This is a genomic window from Burkholderia sp. AU39826, from assembly GCF_020419965.1.
Taxonomy (GTDB): domain Bacteria; phylum Pseudomonadota; class Gammaproteobacteria; order Burkholderiales; family Burkholderiaceae; genus Burkholderia; species Burkholderia semiarida.
Map to the genome: position 1 here is coordinate 122,555 of NZ_JAIZQG010000003.1, position 18,887 is coordinate 141,441.

The window sequence follows — 18,887 nt, forward strand, 5'->3', positions numbered from 1 at the left end:
CCGCCCGCGCCTCGCTATGCCGCGTGCGGTACCGGCCCGGTCGTCCCGCGCACCGCCAGCGTCGGCGGTGACGCGACCCGCACGCGCGATGCGTCTCCGCCCTGCCCGCCCGCCTCGCGCAGCGTATTGAGCAATTCGACCGCGAGGCCGGCCGCCTCGGCGGTCGGGATCGCGACGGTCGTCAGCGTGGGCCGCGTGTCGCGGGCGAGATGGATGTCGGTGATGCCGACGATCGACAGATCGTCGGGCACGCGCCGGCCGCGATCGGCGGCCGCATGCATCGCGCCGATCGCCGGCAGGTCGTTGGTCGCGACGAGCGCGGTCAACCGCGGGTGCGCATCGAGCAGCCGGCCCGCCGCACGCAGCCCGCCTTCGATCGAATCGCGCTCGGCCGCGACGATCGACGCGTCGAGCCCCGCGTCGCGCATCACGTCGACGAAGCCGTCGTAGCGCGCCGCCTGCACGCCGCTCGCCGCGCCGCCGACGATCACGCCGATCTTCTCGTGACCGAGCTCGAGCAGATGCCGCGTCGCGATCCGTCCGGCCTCGCGGAACTCGATCGCCACGCACGGCAGACCGTCGGGCGGCGCGTCGGGCCGCTCCCACAGGCACAGCACGACCGGCACGCCGCGCCGCGCGACGTCGAGCAGATCCGGCAGGTGCAGGTTCGCATTGGTCACGAGAATCCCCTCGGAGATCGTGCCGGCGATCTGGTCGAGATACGCGCGCCCCTGCAACGGGTCTTCATTCGTATTGCAGACGATCAGGAACTGCCCGTTGCGGCGCACCGCGCGCTCGACCGCCAGCGCGAACTCCGGATAGAACGGGTTCGCGATACTCGATACCATCAACGCGACCGTCGGCGCACGGCCTTCCGCCAGCGCCCGCGCAGCGAGATGCGGCCGGTAGCCGAGCGCGTCGACCGCTTCGAGCACGCGCGCCCGCGTCGCGTCGCCGACCCGGCCGCGGCCGCGCAGCACGTTCGACACCGTCGCGGCCGTCACGCCGGCGCGGCGCGCCACTTCTTCCAGTGTTGCCATCGTTTGCCCACTATATGAGACGTCGATCCAGTATTTGCTTCGCTCGCCGAAGCGGCGCACTATCGCCGCACACCTTGCCGCCCGACCGACGGGCGCGACTCGGCCGCGATCGCATCGCCTCTTTTTTTGATCGCGATGATTAAGCGCTTAATCAAGCAGGATGGCGCATTAAAACATGGAGCGGAGACAATGGCGAGCATCTCGATGCGGCGCGTGCAGAAAGCCTTCGGCGAGCACGCGCCGGTCATTCGCGACGTCGATCTGGAGATCGGCGCGCACGAGTTCTGCGTGTTTCTCGGGCCGTCCGGGTGCGGGAAATCGACACTGCTGCGCATGATCGCCGGGCTCGAGGATCTGAGCGCGGGCGAGCTGTCGATCGACGGCCGCCGCGTCGACGACGTGCCGGCCGCCGAGCGCGGCGTCGCGATGGTGTTCCAGAGCTACGCGCTGTTTCCGCACATGACGGTGTACGAGAACATGGCGTTCGGGCTGAAGCTCGCGCGCGTGCCGAAGGCCGAGATCGACCGGAAGGTGCGCGACGCCGCGCGCATCCTGCAGCTCGACGCGCTGCTCGAGCGCAAGCCGAAGGCGCTGTCGGGCGGCCAGCGGCAACGCGTCGCGATCGGCCGCGCGATCGTGCGCGAGCCCGGCGTGTTCCTGTTCGACGAGCCGCTGTCGAACCTCGACGCGGCGCTGCGCGGCCAGACCCGCGTCGAAATCGCGAAGCTGCATCGGCAGTTCGAGCGCGCGAGCGTCGTCTACGTGACGCACGACCAGACCGAGGCGATGACGCTCGCCGACAAGATCGTGCTGCTGCACGCCGGCGCGGATACCGCGCGGCACGGCAGCATCGCGCAAGTGGGCGCGCCGCTCGACCTCTATCACCACCCTGCCAGCCGCTTCGTCGCCGGCTTCATCGGCTCGCCGCGCATGAATTTCCTGCCGGCCGTCGTGACCGCGTGCGACGCGCGGCGCACGAGCGTCACGCTCGTGCCGTCCGGCGAAACCTTCGTGCTGCCGCGCGACGGCTCGGCGCTCGGCGCCGGCACGGCCGTGACGCTCGGCATCCGCCCCGAACACCTGACGCTCGGCGCCGCGCCCGACGCGACGACGCTCGCGCGCGACGTCGTGCTCGTCGAACGCCTGGGCGAACAGACCTACGTGCATCTCGATCCGCCCGGCGGCGCACCGCTGATCGCGAAGGTGCCCGGCGACGCGCAGGTGTGCACCGGCGAACGCGTGCACGTGCACGCGCCGGCCGCGGCCTGCCACCTGTTCACCGAAGACGGCCGCGCGGTGCCCGCGCGCGCCGACGTTCACGTTCACCACTACGCATAAGGATCGGGCATGCGCCTCGGAGTCTGTTACTACCCGGAACACTGGCCGGAATCGATGTGGGCCGACGATGCCCGCCGGATGAAAGCGCTCGGCATCGAGCAGGTGCGGATCGCCGAATTCGCGTGGAGCCGCATCGAGCCGTCTCCCGGCGAATACGACTGGGGCTGGCTCGACCGTGCGGTCGACGTGCTCGGCGCGGCCGGCCTCGAGATCGTGATGTGCACGCCGACCGCCACGCCGCCGAAATGGCTGGTCGACCGCCATCCCGACATTCTCGCGATCGGCGCCGACGGCCGGCCGCGCGCGTTCGGCTCACGCCGCCACTACGATTTCTCGTCGCCGACCTATCTCGAAGCGTCGCGCCAGATCTGCACGGCGGTTGCCGAACGCTACGGCCGCCACCCGGCCGTGCGCTACTGGCAGACCGACAACGAGCTGGGCTGCCACCAGACGGTCGTCAGCTATTCGCCGGCCGCGCTCGTGCGCTTCCGTGCATGGCTGAAGGCGCGCTACGGCACGATCGATGCGCTGAACCGCGCGTGGGGCACCGTGTTCTGGAGCATGGAGTATCGCCATTTCGACGAAGTGGACGCGCCCGTGGGCACCGTGACCGAAGCCCATCCGTCGCATCGCCTCGACTACCGGCGCTTCGCGTCCGACGAGCTCGCGCGCTATCACCGGATGCAGGTCGACGTGATCCGCGCGCACTCGCCGGGCCGGCCGGTCGCGCACAACTTCATGCAGCTGTTCACCGAGTTCGATCACTACGAGGTCGCGCGCGACCTCGACGTCGCGACGTGGGACAGCTACCCGCTCGGCGCGCTCGAGGAGCTGTGGTTCGCGCCCGACGTGAAGGCGCGCTGGCTGCGCACCGGCCATCCTGATTTCGCGTCGTTCAATCACGATCTCTATCGCGGCATGTCGAAGCTGCCGTTCTGGGTGATGGAGCAGCAGCCGGGCCCTGTGAACTGGGCGCACTGGAATCCCGCGCCGCTGCCGGGCATGGTGCGGCTGTGGAGCTGGGAAGCGTTCGCGCACGGCGCGGGCTGCGTGTCGTACTTCCGCTGGCGGCAGGCGCCGTTCGCGCAGGAGCAGATGCACGCGGGCCTGAACACACCCGACAATCAGCTCGACGAAGGCGGCCGCGAAGCGCGGCGCGTCGCGCAGGAAATCGCCGCCGTGCTCGACGCCGGCGCGGATGCCGACGCGAACGGCGCGGTGCGCGCGCCCGTTGCGCTGGTCTTCGACTACGAGGCGAAGTGGCTGTTCGAAGTGCAGCCGCAGGGCGCCGATTTCCACTACCCGCGGTTCGCGTTCGAGTACTACTCGGCGCTGCGCTCGCTCGGCCTCGACGTCGACATCGTGTCCGCGCATGCACCGCTCGACGGCTATCGGCTCGTCGTCGTGCCGCCGCTGCCGATCGTGCCGGACGATTTCGCGTCGCGGCTCGCCGCATCGGGTGCGCACGCGGTGTTCGGCCCGCGCACCGGCTCGAAAACCGCCGACCTGCAGATTCCGCCGGCGCTGCCGCCCGGCCCGCTCGCGTCGATCCTGCCGGTGCGTGTGTGGCGCGTCGAATCGCTGCGGCCGAACCTGACCGAACGGATCGACGGCACGCTGCGCGACGGGTCGCCGCTCACGGGCGCGGCGCGCCACTGGCGCGACTTCGTCGAGTTGCACGACGACACGCGCAGCGTCGTGCACGCGCGCTTCGCCGACGGCCATCCGGCCTGCCTATCGCACGGTACGCTGCATTACTGGGCCGCGCTGTTCGACGATGCGACCACCGTGCGCCTGTTCGCCGATATCGCGGCCGAGGCCGGCCTGGCCCCGACGCCGCTCGGCGACGCCGTGCGCGTGAGCCGCCGCGGCGGCCTGACCTACGTCTTCAACTACGGCGACACACCGCACGCGATCGACGCGGTACCGCCGTCGGCGTTCGTGCTCGGCGCCGGGCAGGTCGAGCCGCAAGGCATCGCCGTGTATCGAAGCCGTTCGTAGCAACCGCCCCGGCGCGAAGACGCGCCGGTCACGCACAAACAACGACACACAGGACTGGAGACACTCATGACCCATCGCCCCCTTCGCGTCGCTGCCCGCCTGGCGACCGCCGCCGCCATCGCATCCGCATCGTTCGGCGCCGCGGCGCCCGCCGGTGCCGGCACGCTGACGATCAACATCGCGTTCAAGGGCGCGAGCCAGCGCGCCGTGTGGCAGTCGACGATCGAAGCGTTCCACAAGGCCCATCCCGACATCGACGTGAAGCCGACCTTCGTCGACGAGGAAGCGTACAAGGTGCAGCTCCCCGCGTGGCTCACGACCGTCGCGCCGGACGTCGTGAACTGGCACGCGGGCGAGCGGATGGCGTACTACGCGAAGCGCGGGCTGTTCGAGGATTTGAGCGGCGACTGGACGAAGAACGGCTGGGACGCGATGTACGCGTCGACGCGCAGCGCCTCGTCGTACAACGGCAAGCAGTACGCGGCGCCGACCGTCTACTACTCGTGGGGGCTGTTCTACCGCAAGGACCTGTTCCGCAAGGTCGGCATCGCCGACGAGCCGAAGACGTGGGACCAGTTTCTCGATGCGTGCAGGAAGCTGAAGGCGGCCGGCATCACGCCGATCGCGATCGGCGGCCGCGACGCGTGGACGCTCGCCGGCTGGTTCGACTATCTCGACCTACGCCTGAACGGCAACGCGTTCCACCAGCAGCTGATGGCCGGCGACGTGCCGTACACCGACCCGCGCGTGAAGAAGGTCTACACGACGTGGAAATCGCTGATCGATGCCGGCTACTTCATCGACAACGCGCTGTCCTACGATCTCGACGGCGCGCAGCCGTTCCTGTTCCAGGGCAAGGCCGCGATGATGCTGATGGGCACCTTCATCGCGGCGGGTTTCCCGCCCAACGTGAAACCGGAAATGGGCTACTACCGCTTCCCGATCATCGACCCGAAGGTGCCGACCGCCGAGGACGGCCCGGTCGAATCGCTGCACATCCCGACCAAGGCGAAGAACAAGGCCGACGCGCACACGTTCCTCGCATTCGTCGAAACGCCCGAGATCGGCGCGAAGCTCGCCGAAGGGCTCGGCTCGCTGTCGGCCAACAGCAAGTCGCCCGAGCCGGCCGATCCGATCTCGCGCATCGGCTTCCGGATCCTCGCCGACACGAAGGGCGGCGTCGCGCAGTTCTACGACCGCGACATGACCAAGGAAATGGCCGACGAGGGGATGAAGGGCATGCAGCAGTTCGTCGCGAATCCCGCGCAGCTCGATACGGTGCTCGCGCAACTCGAACAGACCCGCAAGCGGATCTACAAGAAGTGATCGCGTGACCCAACCGGCGGCCGCGCGCCGCCGTGTCCGTTCAGGAGGCTTGCCGTGTCCAGTCCGACCACGTCCACCCCGCGCGACGGCACCGCGCCGCCGTCGCGCGGCTCGTCCGCCAGTGCATGGCGCGCCCGCCGCCCGTCGCCCGCCGTGCGGCGGCAACGGCGCGCCGCGTGGCTCTTTCTCGCGCCGGCCTGCGCGATGGTTGCCGTCTATGTGATCTGGCCGATCCTGTCGACGCTGTCGCTGAGCCTGTACAACTGGGACGGGATGACCGAGCGCACCTTCGTCGGCCTCGCGAACTACGCGGAGCTGCTGCATGCGCCGACGTTCTACACGGCGCTGCGCAACAACGTGATCTGGCTCCTGCTGTTCATGCTCGCGCCGCCGCTCGGCCTCGCGCTCGCGCTGTACCTGAACCAGGCGGTCGGCGGCATCCGGCTCGTGAAGTCGCTGTTCTTCGCGCCGTTCGTGCTGTCGGGCGTGGTGGTCGGCCTGATCTTCTCGTGGTTCTACGATCCGACCTTCGGCCTGCTCGCGCTGCTCGCCGGGCACGGGATCCCGGTGCTCGGCGACGCGCGCTACGCGACGTTCGGCATCGTGTTCGCCGCGCTGTGGCCGCAAACGGCGTACTGCATGATCCTGTACCTGACCGGCCTCACGTCGGTCAACCCGGAACAGATCGAGGCCGCGCGGATGGAAGGCGCGCACGGCTTCGCGCTGTTGTGGCACGTCGTGCTGCCGCAACTGCGGCCGACCACGTTCATGGCGATCGTCGTCACCGTGATCGGCGCGCTGCGCAGCTTCGACCTGATCTCGGTGATGACGGGCGGCGGCCCGTTCGAAAGCTCGACCGTGCTCGCGTATTACATGTACGACCAGGCGATCAAGTACTACCGGCTCGGCTATTCCGCGTCGATCGCCGTCGTGCTGTTCGCGATCATGCTCGTCTACATCGTGTTCCAGTTGCGCCGCATGCTGCGCAACGAACAGTGACCTTTCGGGAGTTCACTCATCATGTTTCCGACACCCGTTGCCCACTGGAAGCCGGTATCGCGCCGGCTGTACAAGCTGTCGCTGCCCGTCGCGCTCGTGATCTGGCTGCTGCCGATGATCGCGGTGTTCGTCACGTCGGTGCGCTCGACCGAGGAACTCGTCGAAGGTCACTACTGGGGCTGGCCGCGCCGCTTCGCGATGATCGAGAACTATCGCGACGCGCTGACCACGTCGCCGATGCTCCATTATTTCTGGAACAGCGTGCAGATCACCGTGCCGTCGGTCATCGGCTCGATCGCGCTCGCGGCGATGGCCGGCTTCGCGCTCGCGACCTACCGGTTTCGCGGCAATACCGCGCTGTTCGGCACGTTCGTCGCCGGCAACTTCGTGCCGGTGCAGGTGCTGATGATTCCGGTGCGCGACCTGTCGCTGCGGCTCGGCGTATTCAATACCGTCGAAGCGCTGATCCTGTTTCACGTCGCGTTTCAGACGGGGTTCTGCACGCTGTTCCTGCGCAACTTCATCAAGCAGTTGCCGTTCGAGCTGATCGAGGCGGCGCGCATCGAGGGCGCGGGCGAATGGACGGTGTTCTGGCGCATCGTGCTGCCGCTGATCCGGCCGGCACTGGCCGCGCTCGCGATTCTGGTGTTCACGTTCGTGTGGAACGATTACTTCTGGGCGCTGTGTCTCACCCAGGGCGACGAGGCGGCGCCGATCACGGCGGGCGTCGCGGCGCTGAAGGGGCAATGGACGACGTCGTGGAATCTCGTATCGGCCGGGTCGATTCTCGCCGCGCTGCCGTCGGTCGCGATGTTCTTCGCGATGCAGAAGCACTTCGTCGCGGGGCTCACGTTCGGCGCGACGAAAGGCTGAGCGCGCGCCGATCGCGTTTTCGGATCTCCCCCTCCGCATCGTGAGGTTGCCCGCTTCGGCGGGCTTTTTTCATGCGTCGCGGGTTCGGTGGATCTCGTTTGGCAACCCTGGCCCGCCGTTCAGCTTCAACACCGTCCACGAATCGGATGAGCGAGAAGACTGATATGAACGGCGAGCGTCCGATACGTGGTGCGGAGCCGACCTTCACAACGGCGCGCCCAACGTACCGGCGAATGACAGGCCCGGTCAGAGATCTCCGCGCACTTCACCCGTTCCCAGCGCGTTCCGCTGCCGGTTGACTTCCGCCCACAGTTCATCGCTGTCGTCGTCGCGCAGCACGACCATCCAGTCCAGTTGATCGTCGGTCACGCCGAAGTACTCCAGAATTTCCCGCCGAACCCCATCGATGAACTGCGCGTATTCCGGCGTGGCCTGCGCTCGCGCGTGCAGGGCGTCGTATTCCGCATCGTCCACGCCGCCGCCGTGCTCGTCGATATAGCGCGAGATCCACTGGTCTCGTTCGTGGTCGTAATCGGCTTCGGCGCGCATCGCTTGCACGGCCGTGTAGAAATCCAGTTGGGCAAACGCGGCGATCGCCGCCGTTGTCGCCTCGTCGAATGTCGTCGTCATTCCATCTCTCACTTCAGTCATCGCACATCATCGGTCATGCCGCGAAGCTTCTATCGCGGGCGGTTTCGGGTCGCTCACGAGAAACCCGGCAGCGCTGTTCCGAACCACCCGTATGCGTTCACGGCATCGGACGGCTCCATCGTATCGGGCACGTCGAAAGCGAAGGATCGGGCTATCTGGACGGTTTGCCAGGTTTGCCGCGACCACCCGCGGCCTTTCCCGCCGCCGGTTTGCCGCGCGGCTTGCGCACGCTGAACGGGCTGCCGACGGTGTAGTCCGTTCCCGTGCCGACGGCTGGTTTCGCCTGCTGCGCCGCGGGCTTGCGCTTGCCTTCGCTCCGTTGCGCGGGCGGCTTCTTGCCCGGCGCCTGCCTGGCGACCGGCACGGCTTGCGGCACTTTGGGCTTCTTCGGCTTTTTGGGTTTCTTGATGATCTGACCCGTCGCGCTGGTTTCCGGCACGCGGTGTTCGGCTTCGAAACCCGGCTCTTCTTCCCGACGCAGCGTCTGCCGGATCAGCGCTTCGATCGCGGCCAGTTGCGGCGCTTCATCGGCGCACACGAGGGACACGGCCACGCCGCTCGCGCCCGCTCGGCCGGTACGGCCGATACGGTGCACGTAGTCTTGCGCGACGATCGGCAGATCGACGTTGATCACCAGCGGCAGATCGTCGATATCCAGCCCGCGCGCCGCCACATCGGTGGCGACCAGCATCTGCACTTCACCCGTCTTGAAGCGCTCCAGCGCACGCAAACGCGCGGGTTGCGGCTTGTCGCCGTGGATCGTATCGACCGCATAGCCGGCTTTCTCCAGCATGAGCGCCAGATAGTCGACGCCATTGCGGGTCTTGACGAACACCAGCGCGTGTTCCCACTTGTTTTGGGCCACCAGGTGCATGAAGAGCTCTGGCTTGTTCCGCTTGTCGACCGTCACCACCCACTGCTTGATCTTGCTGGCCGTGGCGTTGGGCGGGCTGACGCTGATATCGACCGGGCTGCGCAGAATGCTCGCGGCCATCTTGCGGATTTCGTCCGAAAACGTGGCCGAGAACAGCAGCGTCTGGCGCCTGGCGGGCAACGCGGCAAAGACCGCGTCGAGTTCGCGCGCGAAGCCGAGATCGAACATGCGGTCGGCTTCATCGAGCACGAGCGTCTGCACCTGATCGAACTGCACGGCGTTCTGGCGATTGAGGTCGAGCAAACGGCCGGGCGTCGCCACGAGCACGTCGACGCCCTTGCGCAGCTTCATCATCTGCGGATTGATGCTCACGCCGCCGTAGGCGGCCAGAAATCGCAGATCGAGGCCTTTGCCGTACTCGACGAAGCTTTGCAGCACCTGCTCGGCCAGTTCACGCGTCGGCACCAGCACCAGCACGCGCGCACGGTTGCTGGATACCGCCGGGCCGTGTTGCGCCAGCCGTTGCAACAGCGGCAGCGCGAAACCGGCCGTCTTGCCGGTGCCGGTCTGTGCGGCGGCCATGACGTCCTTGCCGCCGAGCACGGCGGGAATCGCCTTGGCCTGCACCGGCGTGGGTGTCTGGTAATTGAGGCCCTGCAGATTACGCAGCAACGGCTCGATCAGGCCAAGCGAGGCAAAAGACATGGACGTGTTCCGGGCTAAAACCGCAATTCTAGCGGTTACCGCGCCGGCCAAGCCCCGCCCGCTCACGTCCGGCCGTCGAGCCACAACGTCGACGCGTGGTGGCCCGCGATCGAAGCCGGCGCGGCAGCGATCGCCACCGACCGCAAGCGGCGGCGGCAAGTTCATGAAGGAATACGGCGGCCTGTCGCGCTCCGACCCCGCCCATGCGGAGAAGGCGCGCGGGCGTCGGCGCGCTCGCGGCCGGACCTGATTGTCACCGCCAACGTCGGCTGCCAGACTCATCGGAATGGCGCGAGCCGCACACCCGTGCGCCACTGGATCGAGCGCGTCGACAACCGGCTGGTGGACCGGCCGCCTATTCCGGAGGGAAGCCATGCAAACGAAGCCCGAACTCGAACTGGCCGATGCCGAGCGCATGCTCGCCGCGGCCCGCGCGGAAGCGGAACGCCACGGCTGGGCCGTGTCGATCGCCGTCGTCGACGACGGCGGCCACCTGCTCGCGTTCGCGCGGCTGAACGGCGCATCGCCGGCCAGCAGCTGCATCGCGCAGGACAAGGCGCGCGCGGCGGCGCTCGGCCGTCGCGAGACGAAGGCGTATGAGGATATGATCAACGGTGGCCGCACCGCGTTTCTGAGCGCGCCGCTGACGGGGTTGCTCGAAGGCGGCGTGCCGGTCACGGTCGGCGGCCGGATCGCGGGCGCGATCGGCGTGTCTGGCGTAAAGTCCGAACAGGACGCGCAGATCGCCCGCGCCGGCACACAGAGCGTCGCGGAATAACCAGCCAAACCGCGCGCATTTTCCCCGGGAAGATTCACGATGATCGACCAAGCAGGACTGCAAGTCGCGCCAGCGCTGAGCCAGTTCATTGAAAACGAAGCGCTGCCGGGCACCGGCATCGACAAGGCCGCGTTCTGGAGCGGTTTCTCGGCCCTGGTGCACGACCTCGCGCCGCGCAACCGCGAGCTGCTCGCCGAACGCGACCGCCTGCAGCAGGAACTCGACGCGTGGCATCGCGCGCACCCCGGCCCGGTACGCGACCATGCCGCGTATCGTGCATTCCTCGAACAAATCGGCTACCTCGTGCCGGTCCCGTCGAACGTCGCCGCCGCCACCGCGAACGTCGACAGCGAGATCGCCACGCAGGCCGGCCCGCAGCTCGTCGTGCCGCTGTCGAACGCGCGCTATGCGCTGAACGCCGCGAACGCGCGCTGGGGCAGCCTGTACGACGCGCTGTACGGCACCGACGCGCTGCCGGAAGACGGCGGCGCCGAACGCACCGCGGCCTACAACCCGACGCGCGGCCAGCGCGTGATCGACTACGCGCGCGACGTGCTCGACAACGCCGCGCCGCTCGCGAGCGGCTCGCACCGCGACGCGCTGCGCTACCGCGTGCAGGACGGCCAGCTCGCGGTGGAAACCGCGAAGGGCGACGTCGGGCTCGCGCAGCCTGCGCAGTTCGTCGGCTACCAGGGCGCGGCCGATGCGCCGTCCGCGATCCTGCTCAAGCACAACGGCCTGCACCTCGAGATCCAGATCGATGCATCCACGCCGATCGGCCGCGCCGATCTCGCCAACGTGAAGGACGTCGTGCTCGAAGCCGCGGTCAGCACGATCATCGACTGCGAGGATTCGGTCGCGGCGGTCGACGCGGACGACAAGGTCCAGCTCTACCGCAACTGGCTCGGCCTGATGCAGGGCACGCTGGTCGAGGAAGTCGCGAAGGGCGGCAAGACCTTCACGCGCCGGCTGAACGCCGATCGCGAGTACACGACGCCCGCCGGCGGCACGCTGTCGCTGCACGGCCGCTCGCTGCTGTTCGTGCGCAACGTCGGCCACCTGATGACCAACGGCGCGGTGCTCGACCGCGACGGCAACGAGATTCCGGAAGGCATCCTCGACGGCGTCGTCACGACGCTGTGCGCGCTGCACGACCTGAAGGCGAAGCGCAACTCGCGCACGGGCTCGATCTACATCGTGAAGCCGAAGATGCACGGCCCGGCCGAAGTCGCGTTCGCCGACACGCTGTTCGCGCGCATCGAGGATCTGTACGGCCTGCCGCGCAACACGCTGAAGATGGGCATCATGGACGAGGAGCGCCGCACCAGCGTGAACCTCGCCGCGTGTATCGCCGCCGCCGCCGCGCGCGTCGCGTTCATCAACACCGGCTTCCTCGATCGCACCGGCGACGAGATGCACACCGCGATGGAAGCGGGCCCGATGATCCGCAAGGGCGACATGAAATCGTCGGCGTGGATCCAGTCGTACGAGCGCAACAACGTGCTCGCGGGCCTGTCGGCCGGCCTGCGCGGCCGCGCGCAGATCGGCAAGGGCATGTGGGCGATGCCGGACCTGATGCACGCGATGCTCGAGCAGAAGATCGCGCATCCGCGCGCCGGCGCGAACACCGCATGGGTGCCGTCGCCGACCGCGGCGACGCTGCACGCGCTGCACTACCACCTCGTCGACGTGCAGGCCGTCCAGCAGGCACTCGAGAAAACGCCGTACGCGAGCGAGCGCGACGCGCTGCTCGAAGGGCTGCTGACCGTGCCGGTCGTCGAGCGCGCCGCGTGGAGCGAGGCCGAGATCCTGAGCGAGGTCGAGAATAACGCGCAGGGCATCCTCGGCTACGTCGTGCGCTGGGTCGAACAGGGCGTGGGTTGCTCGAAGGTGCCGGACATCCACGATGTCGGCCTGATGGAAGATCGCGCGACGCTGCGCATCTCGAGCCAGCACATCGCGAACTGGCTGCGCCACGGCGTGATCACCGAGGCGTTCGTACTCGACGTGTTCAAGCGGATGGCCCGCGTCGTCGACCAGCAGAATGCCGGGGATCCGAACTATCGCCCGATGGCGCCCGATTACGACCGGTCGACCGCGTTCAAGGCCGCGTGCGCGCTCGCGCTGCAAGGCACGTCGCAGCCGAGCGGCTATACCGAGCCGCTGCTGCACCGGTTCCGGCTCGCGTTCAAGGCGCAGCAGCACGGCGCATGAACCTGCGCATGCGGGCTCGTCCCGCATGCCGGGCGCCGCATGCCGGTGGTACACCGGCCTTGCGAAACGGGCGGCCCTCGCGGCTGCCCGTTTTCACATGGGTATTCACCCGACCGTTGAAACCGATAATCAGCGCATATCGCGCGCTTTCGCGTGCGACGCCCGCCCGCCGTTAATCCGCCGATCCGCCGGTATCCGCGGCCGGAAGCCGCGCGAACTTTCCCGCCGCACCGCAATGCCTTGCTCAGCAACGATCCGCCCGATATTTGCAAGCGCGGGATTACCCCATAATTTGACCCCGATCAACCGGTCGCAACATTTTCCGCGCACGCAAACACGCGCGTTATACTCCGTGGCATTCGCATCGCGCGATTTGTCAGATCGTCGAATTGCAGCCGATGTTACCTGTGAATATCGGGTTTATCTGGCCGCGGTTGTCGATAATCGGTGCCCGTTTTCTCCGCTGGACGGAAGGTATGCACGGGCAGGGCTGCGCACCGGGTCGCCACCGGTAGCCATACGAACAATCGCATCGGCACGCCGCCCGGCGACGATGCCCCCCATCCACGGACCATGGCCGAAACCAACTACGCAATGCCCAGCGAATCCGGCGTGACGAGCCGTATCGCCGCTCATCTGCGCCGGTTGTTGCTGCCGCACCTGATCTTCTACACGGGGCTGCTGATCGCGCTGATCCTGCTGCTCCTGTGCGCGATCGTGCTGTACGAAGGCCGTATCGACGCGCGCGACCGCTCGCGCAGCATGCAGCAGAACCTCGCGCTGATGGCGGCGTGGGACATCGAACGCAACATCGAGATCTATTCGCTGTCGCTGCAGGCGGTCGTCGACGGCGCGAACGACCCCGAGGTCGCCAGGCTGCCGATGCCGCTGCGCCGCCAGGTGCTGTTCGACCGCTCGACGACGGCCAAGTACCTCGGCGGCATCTACGTGCTCGACGCGAAAGGCGACATCGCGGTCGACGGCATGAGCGACGTGCCGCGCAAGGCCAACTTCGGCAACGAGCCGTACTTCGCCGTGCACCGCGACCGCCCCGACGTCGGCCTGTACGTCAGCCCCCCGTATCATTCGCGGCTGCGCGGCGGCTCGCCGAGCATCGCGCTCAGCCGGCGGATCACGCGGCCCGACGGGTCGTTCGGCGGCGTCGCGGTGATGTCGATCCGGCTCGAATATTTCCAGAACCTGTTCTCGCGCCTGTCGCTCGGCGATCGCGGCTCGGTCGCGCTGATCAACACGGACGGCAGGATGGTCGCGCGCGAGCCGTACGACCCCAGGATCGTCGGCCGCGACATCAGCCGCGCGAGTACGTTCCGGCAATTCATGACCGCCAGCGAAGGCAGCTTCGCCGACACCGCGTCGATCGACGGCGTGCGGCGCCTGTACGTGTTCCGGCACCTCGATCACCTGCCGCTCATCGTCATGGTCGCGCGCTCGGAAGCGGACACCTACGCCGCGTGGTACGACCGTGCGATCCCGATCGGCTCCGCGATGGTGGCGCTTGCGATCGGCTTCGTCGGCCTGTCGCTGCTGCTCGACGTGCAACTGCGCAAACGCCATCGCGCCGAAACCGAGCTGCAGGCGCTCGCGCGCACCGATGGCCTGACGGGCCTCGACAACCGCCGGATGCTCGACGTCACGCTCGCGCGCGAATGGCGGCGCGCCGCGCGCTCGCAACATCCGCTGTCGCTACTGTTCATCGACGTCGATTACTTCAAGCACTACAACGACACGCAGGGCCACCAGGCCGGCGACGACGCGCTCGCCGCGGTCGGCCACTGCATCGCCGGCTGCCTGCGCCGCCCGGCCGACTATGCGGCGCGCTACGGCGGCGAGGAATTCGTCGTGGTGCTGCCGGACATCGATAGCGACGGCGCGGCGACGATCGCCGAAACGATCCGCACCGGCATCCTCGATCTCGGCATCCGGCACGACGCCGGCACGGTCGGCCGGCTGACCGTGAGCATCGGCGTGACGACCAGTTATCCCGAACGCGACGACAACATCCAGGCCGCGCTGAAGCTCGCCGACGATGCGCTGTATCGGGCGAAGGAAGGCGGGCGCAACCGCGTCGTCGTGCAGACGGCGGCCACGCCGCCCGTCGATCTCGAATCGCGGCGGGCCTGAGCGTACGGGCAGCGGCGGGGCAGCCGCCGTCCGCCTGCAAAATCGCCGACAATATCGGCTCGATACGCGGCCGCGCGGCCGATGCGCCCGGCCGGCCCGCGCCTGTCGGCAGCGCCCCGGCCGCGCCTGGCCGGCCGCGCCTGGCCGGCCGCGCCTGGCCGGCCGCACCTAGCCGGCCGCGCCGCTTCACGGCCGCTTCGCACCACCATGAGACTCAAGGCAAAGATCTTCCTTCTGGCCATCGTGCCGTTCCTGCTCACGATCGCCGGCATCGGCTTCGGCGTGCGCCACCAGGCGACGTCACTCGCGCGCACGCAGCACGCGACGATCCAGGCCGCGTACCTGTCGAGCAAGGAAGTCGAGCTGAAACACTACGTCGAGCTCGCGACGAGCGCGATCATGCCGCTCTACGACGCGAGCGGCCGCAATGCGCGCGACGACGCGCTGCTGCACACGCAGGCGCTCGCGATGCTGCAGAAGATGGATTTCGGCCCCGACGGCTATTTCTTCGTCTACGACCTGCACGGCAATTCGCTGATGCATCCGCGCGAGCCCGAGCGCGTCGGCCACAACTTCTGGTCGATGCGCGACCCGCAGGGCGCGCTCACCATCCAGAAGCTGATCGGCGCGGCGTCGCAGGGCGGCGGCTACGTGCGCTACGCATGGCAGCGGCCGTCGACGGGCCGCGTCGCGCCGAAGCTCGGCTACGTCGTCGCGCTCGAGCGCTGGGGCTGGATGGTCGGCACCGGCATCTATCTCGACGACGTCGACACCGCGCTGCAGCGCATCGACGCGCGCGCGTCCGCGAACATCGAGCGCACGATGAGCTGGCTGACCGCGATCGCGCTCACCGGCGCGGCGGCGATCGCCGTGTGCGCGCTGGTGCTGAACGTCAGCGAGTCGCGCAGCGCCGACGCGAAGCTGAAGCTGCTCGCGCAGCGCGTCGTCGAATCGCAGGAGCAGGAACGCGCGCGGCTGTCGCGCGAGCTGCACGACGGGATCAGCCAGATGATGGTGTCCGCGAAGCTGATGCTCGAATCCGCGCTCGCGCGCTTCGAGCGCGGCGCGTCGCGCGTGCCGGAAGCCGAGCAGGCGCTCGCGTCGGGCGTCGGGCGGCTCGGCGACACGCTGCGCGAAGTCCGGCGCATCTCGCATGCGCTGCGGCCGTCGATGCTCGACGATCTCGGCCTCGCGGCCGCGCTCGAACAACTCGTGCGCGAGCTCGGCGCCGAAAGCGGCATCGACATCGGCTATACGCAGGTCGCGCACAGCGGCACGCGGCCGCTGCCCGAAGCCGTCAATACCGCGCTGTTCCGGATCGCGCAGGAAGCGCTGAGCAACATCGTGCATCATGCGCGGGCGTCGCGCGCGGCCGTCACGCTGGACGTCGGCGCGCAATCCGTCACGCTGACCATCGCCGACAACGGCTGCGGCTTCGACGCCGAACGCTCGCAGGCCGACGCGAGCCGCGGCATCGGCCTGCGCAACATGCGCGAACGCCTCGACGCGCTCGGCGGCACGCTGACGATCACGTCGCAGGTCGGCCACACCGTCGTGGCCGCGCGCGTGCCGCTGCGGCGTGCCGCCGCCTGAGCACGCGCACCCTAACCGGAGACTTTTGCCCATGAGCGCCCCCGATACCGCCCGGCCCGCCGCGCGACTGCTGCTCGTCGACGATCACCCGCTCGTGCGCGACGGCTTGCGGATGCGGCTCGAAGCCGCCGACCTGTCGGTAGTCGGCGAGGCCGGCAACGCGGACGAGGCGCTCGCGCTCGCCGCGTCGCTCGAACCCGATCTCGCGCTGATGGACGTCGGCATGAACGGAATGAACGGCATCACGCTCGCGGGCGTGTTCCACGAGCGCTTTCCGGGCATTCGCGTGCTGATGCTGTCGATGCACGACAACATCGAATACGTGACGCAGGCGGTGCGCGCCGGTGCGAGCGGCTATCTGCTTAAGGATTCGCCCGCGAGCGAGATCGTGCGCGCGATCGGTGCGGTGCTGGCCGGGCAGACCTTCTTCAGCGAAGGGCTCGCCGCACGGATGATCCAGGCCAGCGCGACGGCGTCGCCGCTGGACAGGTTGACGCCGCGCGAACGCGACATCCTCGACATGTTGGCCGAAGGGCTGTCGAGCAAGCAGATCGCGCAGCAGACGGGGCTGTCGGTACGCACGGTCGAGACGCATCGGCTCAACCTGAAGCGCAAGCTGGAGATCGAAGGGCAGGCCGAGCTGATCAAGTTCGCGGTCGAGCATCGGCGGCGGTAGGGTGACACCGGGGCGGCTTGCACCCCCGCGCCAAGACCGTCGCGCGAACGGCCACAAACCCGCAGCGCGCAATACGCCAGCGCGTCTGCCTTGCGCCACGCGCAATTCGCTCGTCCGATTTCATACTTGTCCAATCGCCCCCTCGCTGGATAGATGACACTATTCCGGTGGCCACGACATTCGAATCGAATGCCGGTGGCACGCGAACGGCCATCTACGTGCCCTACCGCCTTCAATTGCATTTGAAAATGCATCCCGAAATATTCGACGCGGAAAATCCGGCGCGTGCAATGTATGCGCGCAAAGGGCTCGCGTGTACTCGCCGCCGATATAGCTGAGGTCGCAACGTGAAACTGGGTTCGTACGCGTGGTGGAAGGACCGGTTACTGCTTTTGCTGGTTGCGTTTTTGTGCGCCGGGCTGGCGAGCGCGTTTGCCCGAATGTCGGGAAAGAATGCACCGACGATCATCCTGGCAATTACCGTCTTCGCGCTGCTTATCGATAACCGCAGGCTTCCCAAGGCGCTGCGGCAAGTCACCGACGAAAATCGACGACGCGAGCCGTGAGGGGGGCATGCCGCACGGCGGCCATTCATGCCATGGCAAGGCAGCCTGCTGGATGACGGAACCTGCCGTCCGGCACTTTGCCGAACGGATTGTCACCGCAGACTCGCAGCGTCCGGCCCGGCATCGATCGGCTTGCGCCGAGGCGGGCGGGTATTGCCCGGCCACGGCGCAATGTGAAACGCCCCGGCAGCATCCGCGTCCGGGGCGTCATGGTTTGCGAGCCGCATTTCAGTCGCGCATCGCTCGGCAGCCGTCAATTCGTCCGCGAGTTGTGCTTCTGCAGATACGCGATCAGGCCGTCGATCCCGCCCGCCGCGAGCTGGCTCTTGAACTGGCCCTGGTAGACCTGGATCAGCCACGCACCCGACATGTCGATGTCGTAGATCTTCCAGTCGTTGCCGACCTTGCCGAGACGATAGCCGACCGACTGGCTGTCGCCCGGCGTCGTCACCGTCGACTGCACGAGCGCGTCGGCGCCCGATGCGCCGCCCGGCTTGAACGAGAACTTCGCGTCCTGGTTGCCGAGCTGCGCGAGCGACGCGGCGTAGGTGCGCGTCATCAGCAGCCTGAACTGCTTGTACAGCTCCTGCTGCTGTTGCGGCGTGGCCTGCTTCCATGCGTCGCCGACCGCGATGCGGGTCGTGCGCTCGAAGTTCGTCACGGGCAGGAAGCGCTGCTCGACGACTTGCGTGATTTTCGCCATGTCACCGCCGCGCGCGGCCGGATCGGCCTTCATCGCATTGACGGTGCCCTCGACCGCCGTGCGGACGACATCGACCGGCGCGCTCTGCGCGAAAGCGGAAACCGACACGGCGGCCGCCGCGACGAAAGCAAACAGATGACGTTTCATACGAATTTCGCACTCGATGGAAAAAAACGGCCGGCTCTTTGCATCGGCCGGTGGAGCAAAGTATACCGGGCCCGACGCCCCGGTGCCGCCCGGTGACCGACTGTTACCTTTCAGCGCCGTTTGTCACAGGCGCTTGGCCGCATGTCGGCGCGTCGCCGCGCCCCATTATGTAAATATCCCCATACAAATGAACCGACCGCGCACTCCGATTGCCACGCCGGAAGCAAATATCCTTCCCGCCCCGAATCTCCCCACCGTCAC

Annotated in this window: 15 protein-coding genes and 1 pseudogene; 12 read left to right on the forward strand and 4 right to left on the reverse strand. The window is 67.9% G+C overall.

Features of this window, described 5'->3' with window-relative positions; genetic code table 11:
• Positions 1-14: 14 nt before the first annotated feature.
• A complete protein-coding gene (locus tag LGM42_RS09585; RefSeq protein ID WP_226232089.1) occupies positions 15-1,040 on the reverse strand; it encodes a LacI family DNA-binding transcriptional regulator in 1,026 nt (341 codons plus the stop codon).
• Positions 1,041-1,229: 189 nt separating this feature from the next.
• Between LGM42_RS09585 and LGM42_RS09590 the strand changes: the two genes are divergently transcribed.
• The 5 genes from LGM42_RS09590 (at position 1,230) to LGM42_RS09610 (ending at position 7,577) form a co-directional block, all read left to right on the forward strand.
• Positions 1,230-2,378, forward strand: a complete 1,149-nt coding sequence (locus tag LGM42_RS09590; RefSeq protein ID WP_226232090.1) for an ABC transporter ATP-binding protein — start codon at positions 1,230-1,232, stop codon at positions 2,376-2,378.
• A gap of 9 nt (positions 2,379-2,387) precedes the next feature.
• The gene (locus LGM42_RS09595; RefSeq protein WP_226232091.1) at positions 2,388-4,379 is read left to right on the forward strand and encodes a beta-galactosidase; all 1,992 of its coding nucleotides are present in this window, start codon (positions 2,388-2,390) and stop codon (positions 4,377-4,379) included.
• A gap of 66 nt (positions 4,380-4,445) precedes the next feature.
• Complete coding sequence (locus tag LGM42_RS09600) at positions 4,446-5,705, forward strand: ABC transporter substrate-binding protein (protein WP_226232092.1); 1,260 nt, start codon at positions 4,446-4,448, stop codon at positions 5,703-5,705.
• Between the two features lie 54 nt (positions 5,706-5,759).
• Positions 5,760-6,704: a carbohydrate ABC transporter permease gene (locus LGM42_RS09605; protein ID WP_226232093.1), complete on the forward strand. Its 945-nt coding sequence runs from the start codon at positions 5,760-5,762 to the stop codon at positions 6,702-6,704.
• 21 nt (positions 6,705-6,725) lie between these two features.
• Positions 6,726-7,577, forward strand: a complete 852-nt coding sequence (locus tag LGM42_RS09610; protein WP_006482683.1) for a carbohydrate ABC transporter permease — start codon at positions 6,726-6,728, stop codon at positions 7,575-7,577.
• A gap of 246 nt (positions 7,578-7,823) precedes the next feature.
• Here LGM42_RS09610 and LGM42_RS09615 read toward each other — a convergent pair whose 3' ends face one another.
• Together LGM42_RS09615 and LGM42_RS09620 are read right to left on the reverse strand one after the other, a co-directional pair.
• Entirely contained in the window at positions 7,824-8,207 is a 384-nt protein-coding gene (locus LGM42_RS09615) for a hypothetical protein (protein ID WP_060011169.1), read from the reverse strand.
• A gap of 172 nt (positions 8,208-8,379) precedes the next feature.
• Positions 8,380-9,807, reverse strand: a complete 1,428-nt coding sequence (locus LGM42_RS09620; RefSeq protein ID WP_226232094.1) for a DEAD/DEAH box helicase — start codon at positions 9,805-9,807, stop codon at positions 8,380-8,382.
• Positions 9,808-9,858: 51 nt separating this feature from the next.
• Here LGM42_RS09620 and LGM42_RS09625 point away from each other — a divergent pair.
• The 7 genes and pseudogenes from LGM42_RS09625 to LGM42_RS09655 form a co-directional block, all read left to right on the forward strand.
• Positions 9,859-10,155, forward strand: a pseudogene (locus LGM42_RS09625) (hypothetical protein); the annotation flags it as partial.
• A gap of 25 nt (positions 10,156-10,180) precedes the next feature.
• Positions 10,181-10,585 (forward strand): GlcG/HbpS family heme-binding protein, encoded by a 405-nt coding sequence (locus tag LGM42_RS09630; protein ID WP_059581533.1) that lies wholly within the window; start codon positions 10,181-10,183, stop codon positions 10,583-10,585.
• Positions 10,586-10,624: 39 nt separating this feature from the next.
• Complete coding sequence (locus LGM42_RS09635) at positions 10,625-12,799, forward strand: malate synthase G (protein ID WP_226232095.1); 2,175 nt, start codon at positions 10,625-10,627, stop codon at positions 12,797-12,799.
• A gap of 573 nt (positions 12,800-13,372) precedes the next feature.
• On the forward strand, positions 13,373-14,941 hold the full coding sequence (locus LGM42_RS09640; RefSeq protein ID WP_059581528.1) for a sensor domain-containing diguanylate cyclase: 1,569 nt from the start codon (positions 13,373-13,375) through the stop codon (positions 14,939-14,941).
• Positions 14,942-15,148: 207 nt separating this feature from the next.
• The gene (locus LGM42_RS09645; protein ID WP_226232096.1) at positions 15,149-16,534 is read left to right on the forward strand and encodes a cache domain-containing protein; all 1,386 of its coding nucleotides are present in this window, start codon (positions 15,149-15,151) and stop codon (positions 16,532-16,534) included.
• Positions 16,535-16,565: 31 nt separating this feature from the next.
• Positions 16,566-17,210: a response regulator gene (locus tag LGM42_RS09650; protein ID WP_059581523.1), complete on the forward strand. Its 645-nt coding sequence runs from the start codon at positions 16,566-16,568 to the stop codon at positions 17,208-17,210.
• Positions 17,211-17,557: 347 nt separating this feature from the next.
• Complete coding sequence (locus LGM42_RS09655) at positions 17,558-17,776, forward strand: hypothetical protein (protein ID WP_081083364.1); 219 nt, start codon at positions 17,558-17,560, stop codon at positions 17,774-17,776.
• Positions 17,777-18,029: 253 nt separating this feature from the next.
• Here LGM42_RS09655 and LGM42_RS09660 read toward each other — a convergent pair whose 3' ends face one another.
• Positions 18,030-18,626 (reverse strand): phospholipid-binding protein MlaC, encoded by a 597-nt coding sequence (locus LGM42_RS09660; protein ID WP_059581520.1) that lies wholly within the window; start codon positions 18,624-18,626, stop codon positions 18,030-18,032.
• Positions 18,627-18,887: the final 261 nt, after the last annotated feature.

Excerpts from the sequence above, each read along its gene's own strand:
- LGM42_RS09585 (WP_226232089.1), bottom strand. The coding sequence starts at position 1,040 with ATGGCAACACTGGAAGAAGTGGCGCGCCGCGCCGGCGTGACGGCCGCG.
- LGM42_RS09590 (WP_226232090.1), top strand. The coding sequence starts at position 1,230 with ATGGCGAGCATCTCGATGCGGCGCGTGCAGAAAGCCTTCGGCGAGCAC.
- LGM42_RS09595 (WP_226232091.1), top strand. The coding sequence starts at position 2,388 with ATGCGCCTCGGAGTCTGTTACTACCCGGAACACTGGCCGGAATCGATG.
- LGM42_RS09600 (WP_226232092.1), top strand. The coding sequence starts at position 4,446 with ATGACCCATCGCCCCCTTCGCGTCGCTGCCCGCCTGGCGACCGCCGCC.
- LGM42_RS09610 (WP_006482683.1), top strand. The coding sequence starts at position 6,726 with ATGTTTCCGACACCCGTTGCCCACTGGAAGCCGGTATCGCGCCGGCTG.
- LGM42_RS09615 (WP_060011169.1), bottom strand. The coding sequence starts at position 8,207 with ATGACGACGACATTCGACGAGGCGACAACGGCGGCGATCGCCGCGTTT.
- LGM42_RS09620 (WP_226232094.1), bottom strand. The coding sequence starts at position 9,807 with ATGTCTTTTGCCTCGCTTGGCCTGATCGAGCCGTTGCTGCGTAATCTG.
- LGM42_RS09630 (WP_059581533.1), top strand. The coding sequence starts at position 10,181 with ATGCAAACGAAGCCCGAACTCGAACTGGCCGATGCCGAGCGCATGCTC.
- LGM42_RS09635 (WP_226232095.1), top strand. The coding sequence starts at position 10,625 with ATGATCGACCAAGCAGGACTGCAAGTCGCGCCAGCGCTGAGCCAGTTC.
- LGM42_RS09640 (WP_059581528.1), top strand. The coding sequence starts at position 13,373 with ATGGCCGAAACCAACTACGCAATGCCCAGCGAATCCGGCGTGACGAGC.
- LGM42_RS09645 (WP_226232096.1), top strand. The coding sequence starts at position 15,149 with ATGAGACTCAAGGCAAAGATCTTCCTTCTGGCCATCGTGCCGTTCCTG.
- LGM42_RS09650 (WP_059581523.1), top strand. The coding sequence starts at position 16,566 with ATGAGCGCCCCCGATACCGCCCGGCCCGCCGCGCGACTGCTGCTCGTC.
- LGM42_RS09660 (WP_059581520.1), bottom strand. The coding sequence starts at position 18,626 with ATGAAACGTCATCTGTTTGCTTTCGTCGCGGCGGCCGCCGTGTCGGTT.